17 protein-coding genes and 1 pseudogene are annotated in these 26,794 nt (G+C 66.4%); 8 read left to right on the top strand and 10 right to left on the bottom strand.

Annotated elements, in window-relative coordinates:
- Positions 1–19: 19 nt before the first annotated feature.
- From F5544_RS33865 to F5544_RS33835, 7 genes are all read left to right on the top strand, one after another.
- Positions 20–1,444: an acyltransferase domain-containing protein gene (locus tag F5544_RS33865; protein ID WP_167476946.1), complete on the top strand. Its 1,425-nt coding sequence runs from the start codon at positions 20–22 to the stop codon at positions 1,442–1,444.
- A gap of 9 nt (positions 1,445–1,453) precedes the next feature.
- A complete protein-coding gene (locus F5544_RS33860; protein ID WP_167476945.1) occupies positions 1,454–7,687 on the top strand; it encodes an SDR family oxidoreductase in 6,234 nt (2,077 codons plus the stop codon).
- Positions 7,578–9,062: a cytochrome P450 gene (locus tag F5544_RS33855; RefSeq protein ID WP_342760395.1), complete on the top strand. Its 1,485-nt coding sequence runs from the start codon at positions 7,578–7,580 to the stop codon at positions 9,060–9,062. Before F5544_RS33860 ends, F5544_RS33855 begins: the two co-directional genes overlap by 110 nt.
- Positions 9,059–11,413, top strand: coding sequence for an SDR family NAD(P)-dependent oxidoreductase (locus F5544_RS33850; RefSeq protein ID WP_167476943.1), 2,355 nt, complete (start codon positions 9,059–9,061; stop codon positions 11,411–11,413). The genes F5544_RS33855 and F5544_RS33850 overlap by 4 nt, the downstream gene beginning before the upstream one ends.
- A 125-nt stretch (positions 11,414–11,538) precedes the next feature.
- Entirely contained in the window at positions 11,539–11,766 is a 228-nt protein-coding gene (locus F5544_RS33845) for a type II toxin-antitoxin system VapB family antitoxin (protein WP_167476942.1), read from the top strand.
- On the top strand, positions 11,763–12,170 hold the full coding sequence (locus tag F5544_RS47670) for a PIN domain-containing protein (protein ID WP_167476941.1): 408 nt from the start codon (positions 11,763–11,765) through the stop codon (positions 12,168–12,170). The genes F5544_RS33845 and F5544_RS47670 overlap by 4 nt, the downstream gene beginning before the upstream one ends.
- Positions 12,171–12,330: 160 nt before the next feature.
- On the top strand, positions 12,331–13,392 hold the full coding sequence (locus tag F5544_RS33835; RefSeq protein ID WP_167476940.1) for a hypothetical protein: 1,062 nt from the start codon (positions 12,331–12,333) through the stop codon (positions 13,390–13,392).
- Positions 13,393–13,406: 14 nt separating this feature from the next.
- Here F5544_RS33835 and F5544_RS33830 read toward each other — a convergent pair whose 3' ends face one another.
- From F5544_RS33830 to F5544_RS33785, 10 genes and pseudogenes are all read right to left on the bottom strand, one after another.
- Complete coding sequence (locus tag F5544_RS33830; RefSeq protein WP_167476939.1) at positions 13,407–15,371, bottom strand: UvrD-helicase domain-containing protein; 1,965 nt, start codon at positions 15,369–15,371, stop codon at positions 13,407–13,409.
- 348 nt (positions 15,372–15,719) lie between these two features.
- Positions 15,720–16,090 (bottom strand): annotated as a pseudogene (locus F5544_RS33825) (DUF5313 family protein).
- Positions 16,087–17,922, bottom strand: coding sequence for a phosphoenolpyruvate carboxykinase (GTP) (locus tag F5544_RS33820; protein ID WP_428847086.1), 1,836 nt, complete (start codon positions 17,920–17,922; stop codon positions 16,087–16,089). Before F5544_RS33820 ends, F5544_RS33825 begins: the two are co-directional and overlap by 4 nt.
- Positions 17,923–18,006: 84 nt before the next feature.
- Positions 18,007–18,336, bottom strand: a complete 330-nt coding sequence (locus F5544_RS33815) for an ArsR/SmtB family transcription factor (protein WP_167476938.1) — start codon at positions 18,334–18,336, stop codon at positions 18,007–18,009.
- Between the two features lie 86 nt (positions 18,337–18,422).
- On the bottom strand, positions 18,423–19,895 hold the full coding sequence (locus F5544_RS33810; protein ID WP_167476937.1) for an NADH-quinone oxidoreductase subunit C: 1,473 nt from the start codon (positions 19,893–19,895) through the stop codon (positions 18,423–18,425).
- Entirely contained in the window at positions 19,892–21,355 is a 1,464-nt protein-coding gene (locus tag F5544_RS33805) for a proton-conducting transporter membrane subunit (RefSeq protein WP_167476936.1), read from the bottom strand. The genes F5544_RS33810 and F5544_RS33805 overlap by 4 nt, the downstream gene beginning before the upstream one ends.
- Positions 21,355–21,969 carry a hypothetical protein gene (locus F5544_RS33800; protein ID WP_428847191.1) on the bottom strand — a complete coding sequence of 205 codons (615 nt, stop codon included), beginning with the start codon at positions 21,967–21,969 and terminating at the stop codon, positions 21,355–21,357. Before F5544_RS33800 ends, F5544_RS33805 begins: the two co-directional genes overlap by 1 nt.
- Before the next feature lie 44 nt (positions 21,970–22,013).
- Entirely contained in the window at positions 22,014–22,931 is a 918-nt protein-coding gene (locus F5544_RS33795) for a respiratory chain complex I subunit 1 family protein (protein ID WP_167479652.1), read from the bottom strand.
- A gap of 44 nt (positions 22,932–22,975) precedes the next feature.
- Complete coding sequence (locus F5544_RS33790) at positions 22,976–24,946, bottom strand: proton-conducting transporter membrane subunit (RefSeq protein ID WP_167476934.1); 1,971 nt, start codon at positions 24,944–24,946, stop codon at positions 22,976–22,978.
- Positions 24,943–25,419 (bottom strand): NADH-quinone oxidoreductase subunit B family protein, encoded by a 477-nt coding sequence (locus tag F5544_RS33785; RefSeq protein ID WP_167476933.1) that lies wholly within the window; start codon positions 25,417–25,419, stop codon positions 24,943–24,945. The genes F5544_RS33790 and F5544_RS33785 overlap by 4 nt, the downstream gene beginning before the upstream one ends.
- A gap of 319 nt (positions 25,420–25,738) precedes the next feature.
- Between F5544_RS33785 and F5544_RS33780 the strand changes: the two genes are divergently transcribed.
- A complete protein-coding gene (locus F5544_RS33780) occupies positions 25,739–26,695 on the top strand; it encodes an acyl-ACP desaturase (RefSeq protein ID WP_167479651.1) in 957 nt (318 codons plus the stop codon).
- Positions 26,696–26,794 lie beyond the last annotated feature (99 nt).

The following is a 26,794-nucleotide window of genomic DNA, read 5'->3' as shown; positions in this document are numbered from 1 at the left end:
GTCGTGAGGAGTTCATCCGATGAACAATAGAATCGCAATCCTGTTCCCCGGCCAAGGCGCTTGGTTCGCGGGTGCGTTGGCCGAGGCCCGGAGCTTCCCCGAAGCGGTGGAGGTGCTCGCCGAGATCGATGCGGCCGCAATCGATCTGCTGGGCCACCGCATCACCGATCGCCTGACCGCCGCCGACAGCCCGGACCTCGACAAGCTGCTCGCCGCCGATCCGGATCTACTGCAACTGGCCATCTATGCGACATCGGTTGTCACATACCGGATTCTGGCCGCCCGCGGGCTCACACCGGCGGTGCTGATGGGGCACAGTTTCGGCGAGATCGCCGCCCTGGTCGCCGCCGGAGCGTTCTCCGCGGGTGACGGCGCGCGAATCGTGTTCCACCGCAACGCCGCACTGCGCGAGGCGGGAATTCCCGACGGTGCGATGGCCGCACTGGGCACCGACACCGTGCAGGCCGAGCGGTTGCTCGCACTGCTCGGTGACCCGGAAACCGTTATCGCCGTGGCGAATCGCCCGGACCAGACGGTGATCTCGGGGCATCGGTCGACGGTCGAGGCGGCGTGCGCCATCGCCGCGGTGCTCGGCGTCGGCGCACGCACACTGCCCTCGCCCTACCCGTTCCACAGTCCGCTGCTGACCTTGGCGGCGAAGGACTTTCACAGCCGGATCCAGGATCTGCCGCAACGGTCGCTCGAGTATCTCGTCCACTCGCCGATCACCGGGCGCGCGTACGTCGATTCCGATCGTCTCGCCGCCGAACTGGCCGAGCATTTCACCCGCCGCGTGAATTTCGCCGACGCGGTGCGTGCGGTACCGGCCGACATCGTCATCGAATGCGGTGCGGGGGATACGTTGACGAAGATCATGCGACACCTCGCCCCCGGTGCCGAGCTCAACACGGCGACACTGCTGCCGACGGCGCCGATCACCACCGTGATTTCGACGCTGACGAGCGCCGGTGTCCTCGTCCCCGCTGGAGCCGGCGAGTTGCGCCGATTGTTCGCACCCGAACTCGACGCGACGGATTTCGACCGGCTCTGGCGGCTGCATGGTGCGCGGATCACCGAACTCGTGCGGGCCGAGCTGGCGGTGGCGTCCTCGGCGGTGCCGTCTGCTGGATCGGCCGCGGTGCCGGCGGCATCGGCGAAGCCCGTATCGATACCTGCCCCGGCCGCACCCGCGGCGGACGACGGGTCCCGCGCACAGGTTCTCGACTGGCTGGTGAACTTCTATGCCGACGCCCTGGAATATCCGGCGGAGGTCTTCGAGGAGGACACCGATCTGGAGGCCGAACTCGGCGTCGACTCGGTCAAACAGACCGAACTGCTGACCAGAGTGGGTGAACAGCGCGGGCTGCCGCCGCGACCATCCAATTTCGCAGTGGGCGAACACAATACGCTCGGCCGCATCGCGGACCTGATCATCGCGGCCTGAGGTGTGAGGATGACTGGACGGTTCGAAGGCAAGATCGCACTGGTCACGGGTGGGGCCCGAAACGTCGGCAAGGCCATATCGCTGCGGCTGGCCGCCGAGGGCGCATTCGTCATCGTCAACCACTGGCGATCACCGGCTCAGGCGCGCGAAACCCTGGCCGAGATCCAGGCACGCGGCGGCCGGGGTGCGGTGATCCGCGCATCGGTAGCCGTTGCGGCACAGCGGAATCGAATGTTCGATCAGGTCGCGCAAGAATATGGCGGCCTCGACATCCTGGTGAACAACGCCGCAGACGGGGCGCTCGTCGGCGTCGGCGAGGTCACCGACGCGATGATCGACAAAGCCGTCGACACCAACCTGAAAGGGGGATTCGGTTGCGCGCGGCGCGCGGCCGAACTGATGGCGGGCCGGGACGGGGCGAATATCGTCAACCTCTCCACCGTCGGCGGCGGCCAGTTGGTGATGGCCAACTATTTCGCGTGCGGCCCCGCCAAAGCGGCGGTGGAGGCGATGACCCGCTACCTGGCCGTCGAATACGCACCGCAGGGGATCCGAGTGAACGCCGCCGCGGCGGGCATGCTGAAAACCCCTGTTGCAGATCAGTTTCCGGACTCCGGGGCGATGCAGCGAGCCGTTGTCGATGCCACGCCGATGGGGCGTCTCGGCACGCCTGAGGAACTGGCCGCGCTCGTCGCATTCCTCGCCTCGACCGACGCAAGTTGGATCACCGGTCAGGTGGTCCTCGCCGACGGTGGAATGTCAACGGGTGCGGCACTACTCGCCCCGAGGTTGAGCAGGACCCGCATCGCTGCGGGTGCTGTCGACGATGATGCGGGTCCCGATGACGTTGGCTCTGATGATGACGAGGCCTTCGATGATGCGGCAGTCTCGGATGATTCGGCCTTCGATGATGGGGTGGTCTCGGATGATTCGGCCTTCGATGATGGGGTGGTCTCGGATGATTCGGCCTTCGATGATGGGGTGGTCTCGGATGATTCGGGCTCCGATGATGGGGTGGTCTCGGATGGTTCGGGCTCCGATGATGGGGCGGTCTCGGATGATTCGGGCTCCGATGATGGGGCGGTACCGGATGATCGCGAGCTGTCCGTTGGTGGGGCGGTCTCGGATGATCACAAGGTCTTCGAGGATGCGGCGGTCCCGAATGATCACGCAGCCTTAGATGATGACGCGGTCTCCGATCAGGACGCCGCTTCCGACGCTATCGCCATCGTTGGTATGGGCATTGTCGTGCCCGGCGCCAGCAATCCCGAACAGTATTGGGACGAACTGATTTCGGGTGCGGATCTGTTCGAGCCCGCGCCGCCGCAGCGGTGGCACAGCGACAGTTTCTATTCGGCCGACGGTGCGGGCGAGGACAAGTCGTATTCGCGGCACGGTGCCTTCATCAGGGACTTCCAGCCGCACCATGTGCTCGCCGAGGAACTGCGCGACGGCAAGGAGATGGAAGCGACAACGCTGTGGCTGCGCCATTCGGTGCTGCAGGCGATGGATTCGGTGCGTCGGCGCCGGGGTGACCGGGTTAGTTTTCAGGCCGGTTACACCGCCGACGGCAACCAGCATCTGGAAGAGGCGACCGTCGTGTCGGGCGTGCTTCGGCGGCTGCGTACGGCGCTCGCGCAGCGCGGCGTGCCCGATGCGGACCGCTTGGCGGCTCGCGCCGAAAAGCGTTTGCGCACACGGTATCCACGAAGTGTCGGCGAGACATCGCGGTTCTTCCCGCACCGGGTCGGGCGCAATGCCATCACCGGTGTATTGCCCGCCGATACCGACGTGGTGATGGTCGACACCGCGTGCTCCTCGTCGCTATACGCCGTCGATATCGGCGCCAAGGGTCTGCTGGAGAACAGGTACGACATCGCGGTCTGTGCGGGAGCTTTCGCGGTGGGTCCGCGCGGCTCGGTGTTGTTCGGCAAACTCAATGGGCTGTCGCGCACCGGTGAGGTGCGGGCCCTGGACCGGACCGCCGACGGTGTGCTGTTCTCCGACGGCGCCGCAACCGTTGTGCTCAAACGGCTGAGCCGGGCCCGGGCCGACGGTGACCGGGTGCTCGGGACGATCACGGCGTTCGGAAGTTCGTCGGACGGGAAGGGCAAGGCGATCTACGCGCCGAGCGCCGCCGGGCAGGAACTGGCCATCCGCCGTGCCCTGTCCGGAACCGACCGCACACCGGACTGGATCATCGCGCACGCCACCGGCACGCCCGCTGGGGATGTCACCGAATTCGGCACGCTGCGAAGCAGTTTCGACAGCGTACGGCCGATCCGGGTGACCTCGAACAAGTCGGTGATCGGACACACAGGCTGGGCGGCCGGTACCGCATCATTGATTCAGGTACTACTCGGCTTTCAGCACGAGACCATCACACCGCAGCATCGCTATACCTCGCCACCCGACGAATTCGCCCTCGACTCCGGCGATTTGGCGATTCCGACGTCCCCGGTGTCCTGGGTCGCATCCGATGCACCCCGGGTCGCGTCGGTGTCCGGCTTCGGTTTCGGCGGCACAAACGCCCATCTCGTGGTGACCGAACCTGTCGCCGCCGCAGGCGATCCCGGCAAACCCGTTGCGGCCGAGCCCACTGCTGTGTCCACGGTTTCCTCGCTTCGTGCGAAAGGCGGTGGCGCGCAACAGTCGCGGCTCGCGGTGGTTGCGGTCGCGACACACCTGCCGGATGCTATGTCGCTCGACGGGTGGCTTGCCGACCCGGCGGCTCGGGTCGGCTTCGGTGACCGGTACCCGCTGCCGCCGCTCACCCAGGTGAAGATGCCGCCGCCGACCATGCGCGCCATCGACCGCTGCCAGCTGATGGTGCTGGCCTGCGCTCGATCGATCCGCGATGAGCTCGGCGACTTCTGGACCCGCCGGCAAGGCGACACCGGTGTGGTGCTCGGCCATTTCGGTGGCACCCGCAATGCGACGCTGTACGCGCTGCGCTGCTACCTCGACGATGTTGCCGCCGCGCTGCGCGGTGACGCCGATCTCGCCGGAGAGGATGAGCGCGGCCCCTGGATCGATGAGGTGCTCGCCGACATCGCGGCCGACATCAAGGCACTGGTGCCGCCGTCGACCGAGGACACCTTTCCCGGCATGATGCCGAATGTCATTCCCGCGCGGGTGGCGAACTACTTCGGGCTCAACGGCCTGAACATGACCGTCGACACCGGGTTCACCTCGGCGGTGACCGCCATCGATATCGCGGGCCGCTACCTGCGGACCGGTGAACTGAGTATGGCTCTGGTGGGCGGGATCAACGGCAACAGCACCCCGGAGCAGCGCGAACTGCTCGCCACGATGCTGCCCGAGCAGGTGGAGCTGGCGGAGGGCGCGTTCCTACTGGCCCTCACCACCCCCGAAACCGCTCGGGCCGAGGGCTTGCCGATCCTCGGCTATCTCGACACCAACCCTGCCCCGAACGACATGAATTCCGTAATCGAGTGCGGCGCAACACCATCGACACACCGCGCCACATTCCTCGCCGCCGAGGGCGCGGTCGGCATACTCCGCGCTCTCGGCACGGTCGGCCGCGACGGCAGAGCCCTCGTGGTGTGCCGAGGCGGTGCCGATGCTCCCGATTTCATCATCGGGGTCGAAGGCGCTGGCGCCCGAGCCGAGGAACCCGCTATTGGGGGGCCCGGGCAGAGCGCCGGTTTCGCCGATGACAGTGCGAATCCGGTTGCGGCACCGAGCATCGACGTGCACACCTGGCAGCTCGTCGTCGACCCCGGCACGGTGGTGCGGCCGCCCACCCCGTTCTGGCCCGACGCGCCGACATTCTTGCTCACCGACGACGCGACCATCCTGGATGAGCTCACCCTGCCGGACACCGTAACCGTACTCGCCCTGTCGCGGCATCCGCGGGCCGTGCATATCGCCGATGTGACACCGGAAACCGTTGCCGCGCTATTGGATCGGCTCGATCCCGAGGCCAGGTTGCGGCATCTGCGACTGGTGACCGCGCTCGGGGCCGAGGTGACGTCGGAGCAGACCGCGCGCGTCCAGGCGCTACACGATCTGCTGTTTTTGGTCACCCGGCAGCGGGCACGGGCGTTGGCGACGCCCGAGTCGAGCACCATCGCGGTGCTGATGGACGCGATCACGGGCACAACGCCAAACCCTTACGTCGGGGTGTTCACCGGATTCGTCAAGGTCGCCCATCTCGAGCGCGAACAGGGTCTCACATTCGCCGTCGTGACCGACGGTGCGGCGAAATCCGCTGTCGCCGAGGCGGAGTCGGAATCGATGCGGGCGCGCGGCCTGCCGGTCGCGTACTACGCCGCCGGAATTCGGCACACGGGCCGACTGGTCGCCGATGCGGAGCCCGCCGGGTGGCCTGGCGCTCTGCCGGTCGACGGCCGCATCGGTTGGCGCACAGTCGAATCGGACGGCACCGATGGTGGCGCGCAGTTGGACCGGGATTCGGTGATCGTCGCGGTCGGCGGTGCGCGTGGCATTACCGCCGAATTGATGGTGGCCGTGGCCGAACGGTTCGGTGGCCGGTTCTATCTGCTCGGCAGTTCCGATATCGAGGGCGCGCCCGCCGCCTACCTGAGTTTGACCGACGAGCAATTCGCCACGGCCAAACGCGATTTCATCCGCACCCGGCTGGCCGCCGATCCGACCCGGACGCCGGGTGCGCTCAACGCCGAGTACCAGAACATCGCCAATGTGCGCCGCGCCCGGTCCACCCTGGAACGGATCGCCGTGGCCGGCGCGGAGGTGACCTATCTGGAATGCGATGTGACCGACCTGGCCTCGGTGCGGCAGGCGGTCGATCGAATACTGGGTGCGTCCGGCCGGATCGACCTGCTGGTCAATGCGGCCGGGCGCAATCGGTCGTCTCGGATCGCGGTCAAGGACTTCGCCGAATTCCGTGCCATCCGCGATATCAAACTCGTCGGGTACACCAACCTGCGGGTCGCGTTGGCCGCGCATCCGCCGCGGCTGTGGTGCAATTTCGGGTCGCTGGTCGGGATCACCGGTCAGGTCGGGGAGGTGGATTACACCTGCGGCAACGATTTTCTCGCCACCGCCGCCTCTTCTCGCGCGGTGCGGGAACCCGGTCGCGAAACCACTATCGGTTGGACCCGTTGGGCAGAGGTGGGTTTGGCGGCGGACGGGCTGGCCAAGGATTACTACGACAAGAGCGGCCGGTACTCGAAATTCACCAATACCGAAGGCGTGCAACGCTTTATGGAGCACATCGAGCGTCCTCGGCCGCAGGTGGCGCATCTGGGTGTCGCGGAGTACGGCACCATCGACGCCCTGCTCCCCGGTTTCCTCGGTCCGACCCCGCGCCCGTTTTATCGCGATCGCTTGATCGCCTCCGGCGTCACCGAGGGCAGGCCGTGGGCGGTGCACGAGCGGACCTTCGACCTGACCACGGATCCCTACCTGGCGGACCATCAGGTGCACCGATCACCCACGCTGCCAGCGACTTTCGTCGCCGAGATGGCGGTGGAGGCGGCCGCCGCACTGCTGCCGGGACTGCGAGTCCACGCGCTGGAGGATCTGGAGCTGCACCATTTCCTGAAGCTCGGTAACCGGCCGCAGGTGAAACGCATTCGGGCCGAGGTGATCCGGCAGGATTCGGTCCGAACGAGTGTGGCGGTCACCGTCACCGGTGATGTCGTCGCGCCGAACGGCACCGTGCTGATCACCGACCGGCCACACTTCACCGTGACCGCTCTGCTGTCACCGGTGCTGCCGCCCGCGCCGCGGTGGCCGGACTGGTATCCGGCCGACGAAGTACCGGTCATCGACGCGTATCACGATGCGGCGTCACCGATTTCGCTGCGGGGGCCGTTCGTCTCGACCACCGATACCCGGCTGCATCCGCTCGGTAAGCGCGCCACCGCTCGACTGCGGGTGGCACCCGATGACCCGCTGTTCTCCCGCTTTCGGGTGCCGACGCTGCTGCTCGATGGATTGCTGCGCACCGGTGCGCTCGCCGAACCGGATGCCGACGGCGCGATCCCGATCGTGGCACCGCGCCGCATCGGGCGTCTGGATCTGTACGAGCACACCAACGACGCACTGCTCGCACCGGAACCGATCGAGCTCTACGCGGTCGTACCGGCCGCCGGGGACAACCGTTTCGCGGCGGTCCGCCGTGATGGCCGGGTCGTCGTGTCGTTCACCGACGTCGACTGGGCCCCGATCGGATTCCTCACTCCCGCAACACAACAGACCAACTCAATCACCTCTAGCAGTGAAAGCCGTTGAAATGATCGTCACCACCTCATCCACCAACCGAATCCCGCCAGGCCCTATCGGATTTCGCCATATCCTCGGCAATGCTCGAGCGCTGGGTGACAATGCACCCGAATTTCTCGCCAGCTTGCACCGTCGGTACGGCGATATGGTGCGCTTGCCGCTGGGTCTGTTCACCGTGAACATCGCCTACCATCCGAATGCGGTTCAGCATGTGCTGCAGGAGAACAACGGCAATTACGTGCGCGGTATCGCCTACGAATGGTTCAAGCTGTTCATGGGTCAGGGTCTGCTGACCATGGATGGCGAATCGTGGCGTAACCGGCGCCGACTGGTCAATCCGCTGTTCCACAAGACCGCGATCGACGCCATGGCCGAGGAGATGGTGCGGTCCACCACCGTGGTGCTCGACGGCTGGGCCGCGTCCGATGGTCCGGTCATCGAAGATGTGGTGCCCGACATGATGCGGATCAGCCTGGGCGCGTTGGGCCGGATCATGTTCGACACCGACCTGGAGCCGGATTGGCCCCGGATCGGGGCGGCCATGCAAACCGTGATCGAGGCGATCGTGTTCCAGGGCACCGTGGTTCAGCTGCTGCCGTCGTGGCTGTCCTTGCCGTATCACCGTCGCGTGGCCCGCGCGCAGGCGACGATGTTCGATATGGCCGGCCGGATCATCGAGGCGCATCGCAGCGGAACGCACGGCGACCGGCCCGATTTGGTGAATCTGCTGTTGAATTCCACCGATGCGGCCACCGGGCGGCCATTGACCACCGAGAACGTACGGGACGAGTTGATGACGGTGTTCATCGCCGGGCACGAGACCACCGGTACGGGCCTGTCCTGGGCGCTGTACGAGCTGGCGCGAAATCCCGAGGTGCAGGAGCGGATGTTCGCCGAAGCGCAGCAGGTGTTCGCGGGCCGCGATCCCGTGCTCTCCGATTTATCGCGGCTCGCGTATACGAAGGCGGTCACCGACGAGACGTTGCGACTGCATCCGGCGGTCTACGTCTACCCGCGCCAAGCGCTGGCCGACGACGAGGTGGACGGCTGGCACATCCCGGCCGGTGACAGCCTGTTCCTGTGCTCGTACGCGACCCATCGCCACCCCGAGTTCTGGTCCGCCCCTTCGCGATTCGACCCGGACCGATTCGATCCGGCGGTCGCGGCCGACCGGCCGAAGTACGCGTACTTCCCCTTCGGCGGCGGGCAGCGCAAATGCATCGGACATGCGATGGCGTTGATGCAGATGCAGCTGACGCTGGCGATGATCGTGTCCCGGTTCCGGATCACCACGGTGCCAGGGCATTCCGCCGATCTGTCCACCTATGTGACGTTGCGGCCCGAGAACGGGGTCGTGCTGCGGGTCGAGCCGAGGTCGCGATGAACGTGACGGTGCATGCCGCGCAAGCGGAAACTGTTTACCCAGCCGATCGTTCGGTGCTGCCCGTGCGGCGATTCATCTGGCGCCCGATCCAGGTGCCCGCGTTGCCGCCGGAACCGAGCCCGCGACTGGCCGGGCGCCGGGTGGCCGTCGTCGGCGGCAGCGCGGCCTCCGCCGACGCGATCGTCGCCGCGCTGCACCGAGCGGGTGCGCGACCACATCGGCTGGCTCCCGATGCCGACGTAGCCGGTTTCTATCGGTCCGCGGGTGGTATCGATGGCGTGATCGACCTGAATATCGAAGCGCAGTTGGATATTTCGCGTCGCTACGAGTGGGAGCCGCCGCTGCTTCAATCGATCGGGTTGCTGCGGCAGTGTTTCGACGACTGGCGCGCCGAAATCGACACCGACCGTTTGTTCTACCTCGTCGTCACCCGCATGGGCGGCAGGCATGGGTTCGCCGACGGTCCGATCTCCCAGCCGCTGGGTGGGCTGTGGGCCGGTTTGGCGAAAAGCCTGCCACGCGAATTCGACAATGTGAACGTTCGCATCGTCGACCTGGCCGATGGCCCGCTCGACGCGGACGCGATCTGCCGCGAGCCGTACCGCTGGGATCACTTCGAAATCGGATATGCCGACGGACATCGCTACAGCCTGGTCGCCGAGCGGGTCGAGGTGCCCGAACCTGCGCTGTCCCTGGGGCCCGGCGATGTCGTCGTCATGTCGGGTGGCGGGCGAGGCATCGGTTTCGAACTGGCGAAAACCCTGTGCCGCGCGCACGGTTGCCGGGTGATCGTCAGCGGTCGCGGGCCGGTGCCGGACCCGGACGATCCGGTGAACAGCTTGTCCGACAGTGAGTTTCGCGACCATCGCGACAACCTGCTGATTGCCGCACGAACTACCGGGACAGTCGCCGCGGCCCGCGCCGACCTGGCCCGCGCCCGCTGGAACCGCGATCTGGTGCGCGCACTGGCGGCGGCTCGCGACGAGGGACTCGACATCGTCTATCGCCGTTGCGATGTCACCGATCCGGACCAGGTACGCGCCCTGCTCGCCGCCGCGGGAACCCGGCTGGCCGGCGTGGTGCACAATGCCGGGGTCGATACACCGGTTCGATTGCCCGCCAAGAGGACCGACGATATCCGCCGGACCGTATCGGTGAAAGTCGTTGGCCTGCTGAATCTCTTGGACGCGCTCGCCGACGGGCCGCCGGTGCGGTTCTTCAGCATCGCGGGTTCGCTCGCCGGCCGGATGGGCGGAATGGTCGGGCAACTCGAATATGCCGCCGCCAATGAGGCATTGAGCCGAATCGGCCTGTGGGCGGCCACCCGTACCGAGCAGGCGGGCCGGCCGCGGCGCATCCCGGTGACCACGATGTGCTGGCCCACCTGGGAGCGCTTGGGCATCATCACGAATTACGAAGCGACACTTGCCTACATGTCGGCCCTGGCGGTGCCGGAAGGGTTGCACCACTGGCATCGGGAGATCTTGGCCGGTGGCTCGGGGGAGCGCACCTACATCGGCGAATTCGGTAAAGCACTGCTGCCGACGGTGTTACGCGGCTACCCGCCCAGCCCTGAGTTCGCGGCCGTGGACCGCCTTGCCAACCGCCGACTGTTCCTGGGGCGACCGCGGCGATTCGTCAGCGGCGCCCTGCTGGAGACCGAGCTGGAAATCGATCCGGCAACGTGGCCGTGCTGCAACGACTTTCGCGTCGACGGCGCGCCCGCCATCCCCGTGAGCATCCTGCTGGAAGGCATGCGCGCCCTGGCCGATTGGGTGCAGCCGGAGAACGCCGATCTTCCTCTGGTCGCGTTTCGGGAGGTCACCGTGGCACTGTCCGCGCTGCGGGTCGACGGCGGGGTCCGACTGTGCGGGACAGCCGAGGGAGCCTGGTACGCGCGCGGCAGCTGGCGGACTCGGATTCGCGTCACCCGACCCGACGGTGCGCTCGTCGCGCGGGCGGAGGTGTATTACGGCGCCGCCCCGCCATCGCCGGACGCGGTGGAAGCGGTCGAAGGCACGCCGGTGCGGCGCTTGGACTGGGCAGGCCACATGTTTCGGCTCGGACAGCCATCGGACGATCCCCACATCGAGGCAGACCGGATGCGCGACCTCGTCCCGATCACCCCGGCCCCCCGCGCCGACCTCCCGCTGAACCAGCTGGAAACGCTGGTACACCAGCTGCACCGGACCCAGGCCCCGCCACACCCGGCCGTCCTGACCATCGACGCGATCGACATCAGCACCCACACCGGCTCGTCCGGTCCGGTCGATATCGCGGGCGACCGGTGCACCGCGTACACACCGGAAGGAGCCGAACGACTCACCTTGCGACGAGCGGCTTTCCGCTAACTCTCGCAGCGGATCACCTGCTCACTGGTCGAAGGACCGGCCTGTTTTGTCGTGGAGGCTCCGTTCTGAGCTAGGATGTACATACCGCACAACAGTGCGGCTCGTCTTGTGCGAGGAGGCCAGCCATGGCGACCAATATCGATGTGGATCCGGCACTGCTGGCAGAAGCTATGCGGCTATTCGGAACCAAGACCAAGAAGGACACCGTCAACACCGCTCTGCGTGAGGCGGTGCAACGGCTGAAGCGGTCCGAAGCGCTAGAACGTCTTGTTGCGAGGGCCGAGGCCGGCGATTTCGACGCGGCAATCGCTGCGTATGAAGCCCGAAAGGCTGCGCAGCGGGGCGATGCGTGAAGTATTTGGTGGATACGTCCGGCATCTGGAATCTGCTTCGCGATAAGGGGACCCGAACCAAGCTGTTCTCTGTTCTGGAGACCGGGTCGGTCAATATATGCGCACCGACCCGGCTCGAGTTCTTGTTTTCGGCACGGGGTCCTGCGGACCGGGATCAGATGGAATCCGAGCTGAACGGCTTGTTCGAGTCGGTATCCGTGCCCAAGGATTCGTGGCGATGGGCCGAGATGGCCCAGTACAAGCTCACTCAGCAGGGTCAACATCGTGGCCCGGGCCCCATCGACTTGGTGCTCTGCGCGACAGCGGTCCATCACGGACTCACGGTGCTTCACGCCGACAATGACTTCACAACGGTTTCCCGAATAGTGCCGGAGCTGACCGAGATAGACATTCGGCACCTCTGAAGCCGAGAGTGGATGCGCTCGGTAACAGTGCATCGGTTGCTGTGCCGCTGTGTGTCTACCAGCGGGAATTCGATGGGGGACACTGCCGGGGAATTCCGGGTCGGCGGTCTGTGGGGGATTAGCATTTGATTCGGTTTGTTACCCGCGAGCGGAGGTAGCGATGTCGATCAGCAGGAGGTTGTTCAGCGGCGTCGCGGTGCTTGTGTGCGCCGGGATCGTGTTTCCGGCGCCCGTTGTCGCGCAACCACTCATTCCCTGTACCTCGGCGCTGCCGCTGTTGCCGCCACTGCCGTCCGCGGGTCCGATGACATTCGGTGTGATCGATGAGGAACTCACCCCTCGGTCGGCGGCGTTGGCGCACCGGATGCGGGGGGATCTGCCGAATTTCACCGTGCACTCCTATGTTTCGGCGGCGAATACGCCGGAGATGCTGTCGAATACGCTCGGCGCGCTGCGGGCCTTGGCGAACAAGGGATTTCGGATCAGCCTCAATATCAATGACGAACCGAAGGGCGGCGATCGCGTACCGCACGACGCGTTCGTCGAATTCGTGCGCCGGATCATCGCCGACAACGGGTCCTGGTTGTCGGCGGTGGAGATCACCAACGAACCGAACCTGCCCGGGACGCCGAATACCGACGGCAGCAGTCCCGACGTGGTGCGCGATGTCGTCGACGGCGTGATCGTGGCGAAGCAGACGGCGGTCGGTCACGGTTACGGACTGCAGGTGGCATTCGATTGGGACTACGATTTCGGCATTTTCCCGGGCTTCTGGGATCAGCTGCGAGCCATATCGACTCCGGAATTCATTCGCTCGGTGGACTTCTTCGGCTTGCACACCTACCCGAATCCGGCCAGCGCCGCGACGCCGATCGGCGACTACCTGGAGGCCGGTGAGTTGCAGGGAATGGCGTCCGCGCGGTGCTGGATGGCATACATAGGGCTGCCGATCACGCTGCCGATTGATATCACCGAGGTCGGCTATCCCACGCCGACCGGTCCGGCCGGATACGAGGCACAGGCCGAATTCTGGCAGCGGATCCTCGCCGCGGTCTCACTGTTCCGCGGTGCCTACGGCGTGCGGTCACTGTATTTCTACGAATTGACCGACGTCCCCAACCTGATCCCCGGCCTGAGCGGTTTCGGCCTCTTCACCGACCAGGGCGACCCCAAACCCGCCCTCGACGTCGCGGAGACCGTCATGAACGCCACCGGGCGGTAGCGCAGTCAGTACAGTCAGGTGCCGGACTCGCCCACAACGCCGATCCAAAGGTAGTCACGGGCTCGTGTAGCGGCGACCAAACTCTGGCGATCCCGGCGATCCGATTCGTATGACGTGATTCCCTGCGTGTTTGCTTCAACGATCCGGAATACCTCGGCAAAGTCGAGCCCTTTGGCGAGATAGACGGTTCCCACCACGACCCGTTCCGAGGGCGTGCAGTCGTATTGGTCGAGGTGTTGGGCATCGAATCCGGCCCTGCGTAGTTTGCCGATGATCCGATCGACCTGCTGGTTGTTGTCCACGATTACGGCCGTTGGCGGTCGCGGTCGGGGGCGGGCCCGGAGCGCGTCGGCAAGTGCGTCGGCCAATTCGAATTCGGTGCCTCGCCAGTGCTCGACGGACCCGCCGTCGAGTGCGGCGGTGGTGTCGTGCAGCGGAATGGCGGGTACATCGCCTGTATCGTCGAGTGAATTGCCTGCGCCGATCGCGCGGGCGTGCTCGTGCACCGCCCGGCGGTTGCGGTAGTTGACGCGCAGAACTTCGCTGCGTCCACGCCATTCCCATCCGAGTTCGGACACCCGCCATCCGGCCGGGTAAACCTGTTGCTGACCGTCTCCGACAAGGAGCAACGAATTCGGCTCCGCGATATCGGTCAGCTCGGCGGCCAACAGAACTCCGATCATCGGGATGTCTTGCACCTCATCGACTATCACCATTCGGTAGCGTGCCTCGAGGGGTTTACGGCGCAGCTCCGCGAGCGCCTGCAGCAGCACGTCGCTCCAGTCCAGCACATCGTTTTCGCGTTTGTACCCAACGTAGCTCTCGTATAGGTTCCATACCTCGTCGCGCAGGTCCGGCGGCAACTTCAAGCGATCCCGGGTTCGCCGGAGCGATCGGTATTCGGATGCCGTGCGGATACCGCGTCCCTCGATCACCTGGGTGATCTCGTCGTGCCAGTACCGGGCGTCGGGAATCACTTGTGCGAGCGGGCCATCCGCCCGGCCCGAGTCGCGCCACGCATGGCCGAAGGCACTGTCGATATCTCTACGGTCCAGGGAATATCGACCGAAATCGACCGCTCCGGTGTCAGCGAGATGCCTTCGCGCCCATCTGTGGAGCGTGGTGAACTCGACCCGGTCGGCGACTTCCGGCGCGAGATTACGGAACGCCGCTCCCTGGCATTTGGGCAGACTGCCTACGAATGTCGTGAAAAGAAGTCTTCCTCGGCTTTCCCGCGCGATCCTGGCCAGTCGATGCATCGCCACAACCGACTTGCCGGTTCCCGCCGGCCCGGCGATACGAGCAGGTCCGGTGTAGTTCTTGCGCACGTATCCGCGTTGCTCATTGTCGAGGAAATGCATCCACTGTTCCCAGCGCAATGTCAGGGCGTGGTCGCGTTGTCGGGAGTTTGCTTCCGCGGCTGTGAACAAGCCGTCATCGGTGCCATCGCGATGGGTTTGGGTGTTTTCCGCCGGGACGGTGATGGGAATATAGCCGGGTAGGCGCTGGGACAGCATGAGCGCCCATTGGGTGATCTTCTCGGCGGAGTACCGGACACGTTCTGCTGCTACGACGTTCACGAGGTTGGTCAACGTGGCAGCGACGACGCGCTCGTCGGCGGCATCGGCCCGTCCGGCTGGCAACACCTGAACGATCGGGACGGCGGATGGGACGAATGCGTTACGTCCCATGGTGATAGCGCTACAGGCGTCGGCGGTCTGAGCACGAAGTTGGTGCAGGAATGAATCGTCGAGTGCTTCAGCGAAGGTCAGCGCATAGATTCCGGTGCGGCGAAGGAGGAATGCATCGGCCTGTCCGGCCGTCGTGGTGCGCGGTTCCGCAACAAGTAGGTGGCAGGTGCGGTCATGTGTCAGTAACGCCTCGAAGGCATTGCGGCGGTCACCGTGCAACCCGGAGATCTTTCGTAAAGCTTCCCCGACCCGCTGCCGCCGTTGTTCCCAAGCGATATTTGTGGGCATGGATCCCCTCGGCCCCTGCTACAACGATGGTTGCCAATCAATGATGACTGTTGGCGCTGTCGGATTGTGGTGGTTTCATCACCGAAAGTCTTTGGGACGCGGTTCGATCCGGAGCCTCGTACTGATGGTGGCGTGCAGTTGTCGCCTCGTCGGAGGTTCCATCGAGCAGGGCACTCGAGGTGCCATCTGGTGGAGTCCTTTGCGTTGCCAAACGTTGGGTGGTCTCCCGTCGCGGTCGGCCTTTTAAACGTCGGCCTCGTCGATGGTTCGGAGTTGTGCCGGGTCGGGCGGCGTCGTCACGGTTGCTCCTCCCGGATGGTGCGCAGTGATAGTGGCGCTGCGCGAAGGTCAGCGGCGGCCGTGGCGGCGTTCGTAGGCCTCGCGTTCGGCGGTGGCGCGGGCGCGTTCGTTGGCGTCGGCGAGTGCTGGGTCGAGGCCGTGGCCGGCGAGGCGGTGGCGGCGGTAGACGTACATGAGGGCGACGGTGAAGTAGATCAGTGGTAGGTACAGCAGTGCCATCATGCCAGGCCCATCCAGAGGGGGCCGGGGATGAGCAGGAACAGGCACAGTGGCGGGATGATCGGGATGAGGATGCGCATCAGGTAGCGGCGCGCGGCTCCGGGACCGGTGAGGTCGTTGATCACCCAGGCCGACATCCGCGGTGGCAGCGTGCCGCCGCAGATGTAGCGGATTCGTTGTGCGAGCGTTGGTTCGGTCATCGGGCTTGCACCAGGCGTAGTTTGAGTGCCGCGAGCTGTTCACGCAGTTGGTCGGGCAGCCGGTTGCCGCCGATGGTGGCGTACCACTCGTCGATCGAACGGGTTTCGGCCACCCATTCCTCGGTGTTCACCGCGAGCGCCGCCGCGACCAGGTCGCGATACTCCTCGCCGAGACCGGAGAGATCGAGTGCGTCCAGGGTCGGCACACGACCGATCGGTGTCCATTCGGCGTCGGCGGTACCTTCGATCCGCTCCAGCGCCCATTTCAGCACGCGCACATTGTCACCGAAGCCCGGCCACAGGAATTTGCCGTCCGCGCCGCGGCGAAACCAGTTGACCTGGAAGATCTTCGGCAGTTTGGCCGGGTCGGCGGCCGCGCCGAGCTTCAGCCAGTGCGCGAAGTAGTCGCCGACGTGGTAGCCGAGGAAGGGCAGCATCGCCATCGGATCCCTGCGCACCACACCGACTTTGCCTGCGGCAGCAGCCGTGGTCTCCGAGGACAGTACCGATGCGGTGAAAACGCCGTGCTCCCAGCCGAAGGATTCGGCGACCAGCGGTATGGTACCGGCGCGTCGGCCGCCGAAGAAGATCGCCGAGAGCGGCACGCCGGTCGGGTCGTTCCATTCGGGTGCCACCGACGGACACTGGTCGATGGGGGTGCAATACCGCGAATTCGGGTGTGCGGCAGTTGTTTCCGAGTCCGGCGTCCAGTCGTTGCCGTGCCAGTCGATCAGGTGCGCGGGCGGCTGTGCGGTCATACCCTCCCACCACACGTCGCCGTCATCGGTGCGTGCGGTGTTGGTGAAGATCGAGTTGCCGCGGTCGATGGTGGCGATCGCGTTCGGGTTGGTCTTCGCGCCGGTTCCCGGTGCGACACCGAAGAATCCGGTCTCCGGGTTCACCGCGTACAACCGGCCGTCCGCGCCGAAGCGCAGCCAGGCGATATCGTCACCGATCGTCTCGGCCCACCAGCCCGGCAGTGCGGATTCGAGCATCGCGAGGTTGGTCTTACCGCAAGAGGAGGGGAAGGCCGCCGCGATGTAGTGCGTATTCCCTTGCGGGGACGTCAGTTTCAGGATGAGCATATGTTCGGCCAGCCAGCCTTCGTCGCGGCCGAGCACCGATGCGATGCGCAGCGCGAAACATTTCTTGCCGAGCAGTGCGTTTCCGCCGTAGCCGGAGCCGTAGCTCCAGATGGTGCGGGTCTCCGGGAAGTGCGAGATGTATTTGATCTTGTCGCACGGCCAGGCGACATCGGCCTGCCCCGGGGCGAGCGGCGCGCCGACCGAATGCAGGCATTTGACGAAATCTATTCCGTCGGTGAGCTTTTCCCACACCGGCGTACCGGACCGAGTCATGATTTGCATGGATACCGCGACGTATTCCGAATCGGTGATCTGCACACCGTATTTCGGATCATCCGCATCCAAAGGTCCCATGCAGAAGGCGATCACGTACATGGTGCGCCCGGCCATCGCGGCCCGGTAGTGCTCGGTCATCACCGTGCGCATGTCCAGCGGATCGACCCAGTTGTTCGTCGGGCCCGCGTCGCCGCGGTTTTCGGAGCAGATGAACGTGCGGTCCTCCACGCGCGCGACATCGTCGGGATCCGATACACACCAGAAGGAGTTCGGCTTCGCCGTCAACGGCACGAAGGTGCCCTTCTCGACCAGCAGTCCGGTCAGCCGATCCCATTCGTCGCGGGTGCCGTCGCAGAACACGATGCGATCGGGCGCGGTGAGCTCGGCGATCTCGGTCACCCAGGTCAGGATGCCCGCATGGTCGGTCGGCGCCTGGCCGATCCCGGTGATGCTGGTCGGGCTTTCGATCACGGTGGTTGTCTCCTTCGCGAAACTACTAGTTTAGAAATCCTGCAATCAGTGACTGTGCGGACGCGGGCCGGGTGTGCGGGAGTATCAGGCGGACTGTCCGAGAACCTCGACCTGACCCGCGACGACGCCGGTGAGGATGGCGCGCGCGGTCGCCAGCAGTTCCGCCACGCTCGATGAGGTGAGTTCGTAGGTCACCGACAGTCCCTCGCGGCGGGCCGTCACCAATCCGGCGCGGCGCAGGATGGACAGCTGCTGCGACAGGTTCGCCGGTTCGACCCCGATTTCGCTCAGCATCTCCGAGACGGCGTGCTCCCGCTCGCTGAGCAATTCGAGTACGCGGATCCGGACGGGGTGGCCGAGGGTTTTGAAGAAGTCGGCCTTCATCTGGTAGAGGGGCCTGCTCAGTCCTGGCATATGTGAGCCGCTCCCTTCTGTCGCGGACGATGTTTACAACCAAATCGTCGTTTGGTTGCGAAGTTTAGCAAACAGGGCAAATGCGCTCAGAGGTCGTTGCCCGCGTAGGAGAGGTTGAAGCTCTTGTTCACCAAGGGGAAGTCGGGCACGATCGTCTCGCTCATCGCCACCGGGAGCGCGGGCCAGTTGAACCAGGACGGGTCGACGATTTTGGCGCGGGTCAGCCGGCCGGCATCGATCTCCACCCGATGCACGATGGTGCCGCGCCAGCCCTCGACGATACCGACACCGGTGCCGGACCGGTCATTCGACGTTCTCTCGAATTCCATCGGCCCGCTATGGTTTTCGATGATCCATGGGATGAGGGCCGCGGTGGCGGCGAATTCGTCGCGGCGCACGGTGTAGCGGGCGAGCACGTCGCCGGCATCGGCCCGCACCTCGGTAACCGGCATGTCGACCGTCGGGTGGTCGAGGCGGGCATCGGTGGTCAGACCGCTGGCGCGCGCGGCGTAGCCGAGGCAGCCGAGCGCGCGGGCGTCCCCACCCGCAAGCACCCCGGCACCGGCGAACCGGTCGTAGATCACCGCGTTACGCAGCGTCAGCTCCGCGACCTCGGCCAGATCGGCGGCAATGGCGGACAGCTGGGCGGGGTCCGGAAGCGCTTGCAGGACAACGCCACCCGGCCGGATCGCGCCGCGCAGGAGCCGATGCCCGGTGACCGAGGCGTTGATGCGCAGCAGTTGTTCGCGGATGCGCAGTGCGTGCGAATTGGCCAGCCCGAAGCCGACATCATTGGCGAGTGCGCCGAGATCGGCGGCGTGGTTGTAGAGCCGTTCGAGTTCGACGAGCAGTGCGCGCAACCGGTGAATCTCATCGGAAACCGTTATGCCGCAGGCTTCTTCGACGGCCAGGCTGTGTGCGAGCGCATGCGCCGCGGAGGTGTCGCCGCTGATGCGTTCGGCCAATTCGACCGCGCCGGTGGCGGGGCGGCCGTGGAAGAGTCTCTCGATACCGCGGTGGACGTACCACAGCCGGGCCTTGAGCCGGACGACGGTTTCACCGACCACGGAGAAACGGAAATGACCGGGTTCGATGAGCCCGGCGTGGACCGGGCCGACGGGGATCTCGTATACGCCGTCACCGGCGACGGTGAGAAAGCGCAATTCCCCGGAACCGCCGAAGTCGGGGCGGTTTTCGGCGCCTGCGCGCATGGGATGCCAGTCGTCTGGCCAGTGCGCGTGGCGCACCAACCGTCGTGGGCGCGGATGCCCGTGCAGGCGGACCCCGTACAGGTCCATCATTTCTCGTTCGAACCGCCCGGCCGGAAACGACATGTACGCAAGCGACGGGAGCACCGGATCGGTTTCGGGCACAAGGCATTCCAGTTCCACCCGCCGGTCGGGGCGGCCGGCCAGGAACAGATAGACGATGCGCAGCAGCACGGACCCGTCGTCGTGCGCGGCGGTTAGTGCCAGGCGAAAACCCTTGTCCAGCAGTTCTTCCGCGATATCGGTGAGCTCGTCGACGGTGACGATTCTGCGGATCCGGGTCGCGCTCATCGCGTCACCTGCCCCGCCGCGGTGGTGAACAGATCCGTGAGCGGGCCCGCGGTGATGCCGAGCGCGATGGATACGGCCACCCCGGTGACCAGCGCGGCGGCCAGCGTCGCGGGCACGGTGATGGCGGGCGCTCCGTTCGGCGCGGTGCCGAGCAGGATGCGGCTGGTATTGCGGACCAGTGCGGCGAAGGCGATGGCGATCAGCAGCAGCGCCGCGCCGAGCGCCCAGGCCAGGCGGGCGTCGGTGAGCGAGCGGGCGATGGCCAGTTCGCTGGCGAACATCGCGAACGGCGGAAGCCCGAGCAGGACGACGGTGCCGACGGCGAAGGTGGTGCCGATCAACCGGGAGCGGGCCGCGACGGCCGAGATCGCGGCGATGGCCGTCGAATCGTGTGCGGCCTGTAGCGGCCCGGTGGACAGGAACAGGATGGTTTTGCCGATGCCGTGGGCGAGTACGTGCAGCAGCAGCGCGGCGATCGCGAGCTCGGTGCCCGCCGCCGCGGCGATCGCGATCAGGCCCATGTTCTCCATCGACGAATAGGCGAGCATGCGTTTGACATCCCGGGTCACCGTCAGCATCAGGGCCGCGATCGACAGCGTCAGCAGGCCGATGATCAGCAAACCCGTTCGCAGATAGGTAGTTCCGGTCGCGGTGTCGACAATCGTCTTGACGCGCAACAGAACCGAGAACGCGACCGACAGCAGCACCCCGCTCATCAGCGCCGAAACCGGTGCGGGGGCTTGACTGTGCGCGTCGGCGAGCCAGGTGTGGAATGGGGCGAGACCGGCTTTGGCGCAGTAGCCGATCAGCAGTAACCCACCCGCGAGCCGGGTGACTCCCGGATCCAATTGGCTTGCGTGCGTGAGCAATACATCCAGATCCAAGGTTTGCTCGGTCGGTATGCCCGCGTGCCGGGCGGCGAAGTTCAGCAATACGGTGCCGAGGAATGCGACCACGATCCCCACCGAACAGATCACCACATACTTCCAGGTGGCCTCCAGCGCGGACTTGGTGCGGCGATGCCCGACCAGAAAGGCGGTGGCCACGGTGGTGGCCTCGACCGCCACCCAGGTGATGCCGATATTGTTGGCGCACACCGCGATCACCATCGCGGCCAGGAAGGTCGGCACCAGTGCGGCGTACGCGCGCGCCTGGCGTTCATCGGCGTGACCCTCGGCGAGTTCGGCATCGATGTAGCCGATCCCAGCCCATGTCGCCAAGGTTCCGACGACGCCGATCACGGTGAGCATGGTGGCCGAGAGGGCGTCGGCGCGGAGCAGCCCGTCGAGCAGCACATGCTCGCGGCCGTGCAGCCCGGCGCCGAGACAGCCGGCGCAGACGAGCACGACAATGGCGGCGGCTACGGTGAAAAGCGCCGTGGCTCTGCGCCATCCGGCGACCGCACCGGCCACCGCCGCGGCGACGGGCGCGAGGATCGCGAGCAGGATCAGCGATGTCATCAGTCGTGCAGCTCCCGCAACTGGTCCAGGTCGGCGTCGCCGAAGGTGCGTCGCAATCGGCCGGTGAGGATCCCGATCACCATGATCGCGAAGAACACGTCCAGCGATACGCCCAGTTCGACGATCAACGGCACCCCGGCGGTGAGCAGGAATGCGGTGGCGGCGATTCCGTTGTCCAGCATCAGGAATCCGGCCGCCTGCGAGATCGCGTGGCGGCGGGTGGCCATCGTGAACAGGGAGATCAGGACCACCGCGAATGCCGCGGGCGCGGCGGCCGTCTCGGCCGTCGGCTGCAGGTCCACCAGCGGCCTGCCGATCCCGAACGCCGCGACCGTCAGCACGGCCGCGACCAGCAGTGCGGCGGCCGTATTCACCAGCGGTGTCGCCTCACGGTATTCGCGGCGTTCGGCGCCGACCGCCCGGCCGAGCAGCCATGGCAACGCCCCGGCGCGCAGCACGAGCACGATCGTGCCGACCACCGACAGCGCGATATCGCGGTGGTGGACGCCCTGCACGATGGGGATCAGCGCCAGCGCGCATCCCTGCACCGCCAGCAGCCAGGTGATGGCACGCAGATCGCGCCGCCAGACCACCAGTACCGCCGCGAGAACCATTGCCCCGGCGGCGAAATCGAGAATGCTCGCGTATCCGGCGTCGGTCACGATCCTCCTCGCGCGGTGAAGAAATTCGCCGCGGTCACCGCCAGCAGCGCCAGCAGGAACGATCCGGCCAGCAGTTCGGGCACCCGGAACAGCCGCAGCTTGGCGATGAACACCTCCGCGGCGGCCAGCAGCACCGCGAGCACCACCACCTTCGCGGCGATCGCGGCGACGCCGATGCCGACTCCGGCCACACTGGGTGCGCCGCTCGCGATTCCCCACGGCAGGAACAGATTCGCCAACAGCGCCAGCAGCACCGTGAGCCGCATCGCGGCGGCCCATTCGAGCAATGCCAGTCGGGGACCGGCGTATTCGAGGATCATGGCCTCGTGGATCATGGTCAGCTCGAGATGGGTCGACGGATTGTCGACCGGCAGCCGGCCGGTCTCGGCGATGATCACGATCACCAGCGCCGCGGCGGCCAGCACCGCGCTCAATGACGCGACCCGGCCCGGGTGGTCGAGCGTATTCGCCACCAGCGCACCCAAATTCGATGATCCGCCCGGAATCGACAGCGCGAATACCGAGAGCAGAATGGTCGGCTCGACCAGCGCGGCGATCACCGTCTCCCGGCTGGCTCCCATCCCGCCGAATGCCGTGCCGGTATCGATTCCGGCGAGTATCAGCGCGGCGGTCCCGACGAATAGCAACCCGACCACCGCGAAAAGATCGGCCGCACCGTCCAGCGGTGACCCTGTCGCCACGAGCGGGGCCACCGCGGCGATCAACAGGATGGTGCCGACGAGCACCGCGGGCGCCGCCGCGAAGACGATGGTGGTGCCGATCGGCGTGATCGATTGTTTACCCAGTTGCTTGCGCAGGTCTCGCCACGGCTGGAGTATCCCGGCGCCGGCTCGGCCCTCCGCGCGGGCCCGCACCTGCCGCATCACACCGGAAACCAATGGCGCACCGGCCATTACGGCGCCCAGTTGCGCGGCGCCCGCCGCGTAGGAGAGGGCGGTCACCGCGACACTACCAATACGATGAGCACACCGGCCGTGCCGTAGGCGAGGTAGAGATGCACGCTGCCGGTGTGGGCGCGGGCCACCGCCAACGCGGCCAGCCGGACCGCACGGGCGACCGGCCGATACAGCCCTTTCTCCACGGTGTCGCCGATCCTGGCCCGATACGCGACTTTTTCCACCAGGTAACGGGATTCGGCCAGCGGGGTGATCTCGATATCGGTGTCCGGGCGCAGGACATCGTCGAACACCCGTTGCAGCGGCTCGCCGAAAGATGTTGCCGTGTACTGCATTCGCGCGGTCGGCTGGGCGGCGCCGCACGCCCACAGCGGCAGCGCGTCCGTCGCGGGACGACGCCGGGCGTGCCAGGCGATCACCCCGACGGACACCGTCACCGCCGCGAGCAACGCGATGGCGATAACGCCCGGCGCGATCGAACCGGCCAATCCCGGCAGCCGCACGATCCAGCCGAGCCCGGAGAATTCGCTGCCTCCCGACGCGGGCAATTCGGTCAGGATCCGTTGCAGGGCAGGGCCGATCACGACGGGGATCACCGCGAGCACGACGCAGATGGCGGCGCAGACGGCCATCCCGCCAACCATCGAGAACGGCGCCTCGCCTGCTTCGGCGGCCTGCTCGGAGCGGGGCCGGGCGAGGAATCCGATCCCGAATGCCTTCAGCATCGCCGCCACACCGAGCCCCGCGGTCAACGCGACCGCGCCGACGGCCAGCGGTGCGGCCAGCGCCACCACCGGATCATGTTGGGCACCGGTATGAATCAGCGCCTGCACGAGCAGCCACTCGCTGACGAAACCCGCGCCCAGCGGCAGTCCGGACGCGCCGAGTGCCGCGATCCCGAACAGTACGGTTGTCGCGGGCATGCGCCGGGCCAACCCGCCGAGCCGATCCAGATCGCGCAATCCGGTCGCGGCCAATACCGAACCCGCGCAAAGGAATCCGAGACTCTTGAAGGCAGCGTGCGCGACCAGATGCAGCATTGCCGCCGCCATCGCCACAGTGGCCCCGGAGGTGGCGCCCGCGTCGGCGAGCAGGGTCGCCGCGCCGAGTGCGAGCGCGATCAAACCCATGTTCTCGGTGGTCGAAAACGCAAGCAGCCGTTTGAGATCGGTCGCCACCGACGCCTGCAATACGCCGTACACGGCGGTCAGTCCGCCGACGATCAGCAGCGTCAGCCCCCACCAACGCGGACCCGGCCCCATCACCTGTAGGTCGAATCGGACGATGCCGTATATGCCGAGGTTCACCATCGCCGCGCTCATCAGCGCCGACACCGGGCTGGGCGCTTCCGGATGAGCCCGCGGGAGCCACGCGTGCAACGGCACCAGACCCGCCTTCGATCCGAATCCCGCCACGGTGAGCACGAAGATCACCGCCCGGGTGCCGTCCGAGTGAATCATCAAGTCGGCGAAGCGGTTCGCGCCACCGGATGCCGCGGCGGCCAGCAACAATCCGAGCAGGATCGCGGCGAATCCGAGCTGGGTCATCACGGCGTAGAACACGCCTGCCGCGCGCGCCGCCGGGCGCTCGTGCTCGGCCGGCACCAGCACCAGGGATGCGATTGCCATGGACTCCCAGGCCAGCAGGAATGTCGTCACCGAACCGGCCGCCGGGACCGCCAGCATCGCGGCGACGAACACCGGGAGCACCCATAGTGGTACGCGGCCGAGGTGCGCGCGGCGGGCGTATCCGATCAGGTAGACGCCGACCGGTACCGCCACCGCCCCGGTGAGGGCCAGGAAGAAGCCGCCGAGTCGATCGATCCGCAGGTACACGCCCGACAGCGGTAGCAGCCAGCCGATCGTCACCGATCGTGCGGCGCCGAATATCCCGGCGACGCCGACCGCCACGCCGAGCGCGCCGAGGACGCTCGTCGTCGCGCCCGCGGCGATTGCGCCGATTCCGTTGCGGCGTACCGGAATCGGAGTTTCCGCCGCCACGGTCGCGGTCATCGCCCCGTCACCGAACGCAGTGCGGCGACGATCGCCTCCGGGGTGGGCGGGCAACCCGGGATCCGGACGTCCACGTCGAGCACATCGCCGACCGCGCCGACGACGCCGTAGGCATCGGCGAATACGCCCCGGTTCAGTGCGCAGTCACCGCACGCGACCACCACCCGGGGTTCGGGTGTCGCGGCATGGGTGCGGCGCAGGGCCTCGGCCATATTCCGCGTCACCACACCGGTGACCAGCAGCCCGTCGGCATGGCGCGGCGACGCCACCAGGCGCGCACCGTACCGCTCGGCGTCGTAAACCGGGCCGAACGCTCCCGAGATCTCCAGCTCGCAGCCATTGCACGAGCCCGCGTCCACATGCCGCAGCTGCAGTGAACCACGCAGCGCCGCAGGCGTTTCCGCGCTGCCGGGCGGTTCGGGGGCCGGTTCGGCAATGCGGCCGACGCGCAGGATCTTGCGTGCCCAGCCCACGCTACCGCCCGTCCGGGGCGGTGGGAGGAACCTCGACTACGTCAGCCACGAAGAGAAGGTTTAGCAGAAACCGCCGCATCGATCTACTGGTTGCGAAACAAAGCAATCAAGAAATTCTCGAATTTCGAGGCCGATGGTGGGTTATGGCTCGGGATGTGCCGGATGTATCGCGGGTGATGGGGCCTAGGTCCTTCGGTCGTGGGACCTGCTGCCCTACTGGCGGGGCTCGACGCGGTGATGTCATGCCATGTGGCGAGATCGGTGGCAGCGAGCCGAAATCGCCGTTTGGGCCATCGAAACAGAAAGGCGGACAACGGCATTGGTGCGTGATCTGACCCAGCGCGAGCTACTGACCGAACTGGAACCCATCGCCGAGACCTGTGTGCACCGGCATCTGGCCATGTCCAAGGACTGGCAGCCGCACGACTATGTGCCGTGGGACGAGGGGCGCAATTTTGCCATGCTCGGCGGAATCGATTGGGAGCCGGAACAATCCAGGCTCAGCGAGGTCGCCAAGGCCGCCATGATCACCAATCTGCTCACCGAGGACAACCTGCCCTCGTATCACCGCGAGATCGCCGAGAACTTCTCGCAGGACGGGGCGTGGGGCACCTGGGTCGGTCGGTGGACCGCCGAGGAAATGCGGCACAGCACCGTGATTCGCGACTATCTGGTGGTGACCCGCGGCGTCGACCCGATCGCGCTGGAGCAGGCGCGCATGGTGCACATGACCAACGGGTTCGCTCCGCGCGCCGCCGTCACGCTCGACGACGGCGGCGGATTCCTGCACTCGGTGGCCTACGTGAGCTTCCAGGAACTGGCCACCCGGGTCACCCACCGCAACACCGGCCGGGTCTGCGCCGACGACGTCGCCGACCGGATGCTGCAACGCATCGCCGCCGACGAGAACCTGCACATGATCTTCTACCGCACCGTGTGCGGCGCGGCCCTGGATCTGGCGCCCGACCAGGCCATCGCCGCGATCGACAATATCGTCGAGAACTTCCGCATGCCCGGCGCCCAAATGCCGAACTTCCGCCGCAACGGCGTGCTGATGGCCAAACACGGCGTCTACGACCTGCGCCAGCACCTGGAGGAAGTGCTCCAGCCGGTGCTGCGGCAGTGGAATATCTTCGGCCGCACCGATTTCGGCACCCGCGGGGAACAGACCAGGGAACGGCTCGCCGCCTTCCTCGACGATATGGAAAAGGTGAAGATCCCTAGGTTCGAGGAACAGCGCGATCGGGCGCTGGCCCGCGAGGCGGCCCGTGCCTGATCGGACGTCCACCCGTGTGCCCGCCGTCACGGCGATGGGCACCACGGCGTGGCTGCTGCTGCTCGGCGGACTGGCCGGTTGGCTGGCCTCGATCACCTT

The organism is Nocardia arthritidis (assembly GCF_011801145.1).
GTDB lineage: Bacteria > Actinomycetota > Actinomycetes > Mycobacteriales > Mycobacteriaceae > Nocardia > Nocardia arthritidis_A.
This window is presented reverse-complemented; position numbering and strand designations above follow the sequence as displayed.

What these genes read in the sequence shown, in the direction of transcription:
- F5544_RS33850 (WP_167476943.1), top strand. Translation starts at nt 9,059, where the DNA reads ATGAACGTGACGGTGCATGCCGCGCAAGCGGAAACTGTTTACCCAGCC.
- F5544_RS33855 (WP_342760395.1), top strand. Translation starts at nt 7,578, where the DNA reads ATGGCCGGGTCGTCGTGTCGTTCACCGACGTCGACTGGGCCCCGATCG.
- F5544_RS33860 (WP_167476945.1), top strand. Translation starts at nt 1,454, where the DNA reads ATGACTGGACGGTTCGAAGGCAAGATCGCACTGGTCACGGGTGGGGCC.
- F5544_RS33795 (WP_167479652.1), bottom strand. Translation starts at nt 22,931, where the DNA reads ATGGCCGGTGCGCCATTGGTTTCCGGTGTGATGCGGCAGGTGCGGGCC.
- F5544_RS33845 (WP_167476942.1), top strand. Translation starts at nt 11,539, where the DNA reads ATGGCGACCAATATCGATGTGGATCCGGCACTGCTGGCAGAAGCTATG.
- F5544_RS33810 (WP_167476937.1), bottom strand. Translation starts at nt 19,895, where the DNA reads ATGAGCGCGACCCGGATCCGCAGAATCGTCACCGTCGACGAGCTCACC.
- F5544_RS33815 (WP_167476938.1), bottom strand. Translation starts at nt 18,336, where the DNA reads ATGCCAGGACTGAGCAGGCCCCTCTACCAGATGAAGGCCGACTTCTTC.
- F5544_RS33790 (WP_167476934.1), bottom strand. Translation starts at nt 24,946, where the DNA reads ATGACCGCGACCGTGGCGGCGGAAACTCCGATTCCGGTACGCCGCAAC.
- F5544_RS33865 (WP_167476946.1), top strand. Translation starts at nt 20, where the DNA reads ATGAACAATAGAATCGCAATCCTGTTCCCCGGCCAAGGCGCTTGGTTC.
- F5544_RS33805 (WP_167476936.1), bottom strand. Translation starts at nt 21,355, where the DNA reads ATGACATCGCTGATCCTGCTCGCGATCCTCGCGCCCGTCGCCGCGGCG.
- F5544_RS33830 (WP_167476939.1), bottom strand. Translation starts at nt 15,371, where the DNA reads ATGCCCACAAATATCGCTTGGGAACAACGGCGGCAGCGGGTCGGGGAA.
- F5544_RS33800 (WP_428847191.1), bottom strand. Translation starts at nt 21,969, where the DNA reads ATGGTTCTCGCGGCGGTACTGGTGGTCTGGCGGCGCGATCTGCGTGCC.
- F5544_RS33835 (WP_167476940.1), top strand. Translation starts at nt 12,331, where the DNA reads ATGTCGATCAGCAGGAGGTTGTTCAGCGGCGTCGCGGTGCTTGTGTGC.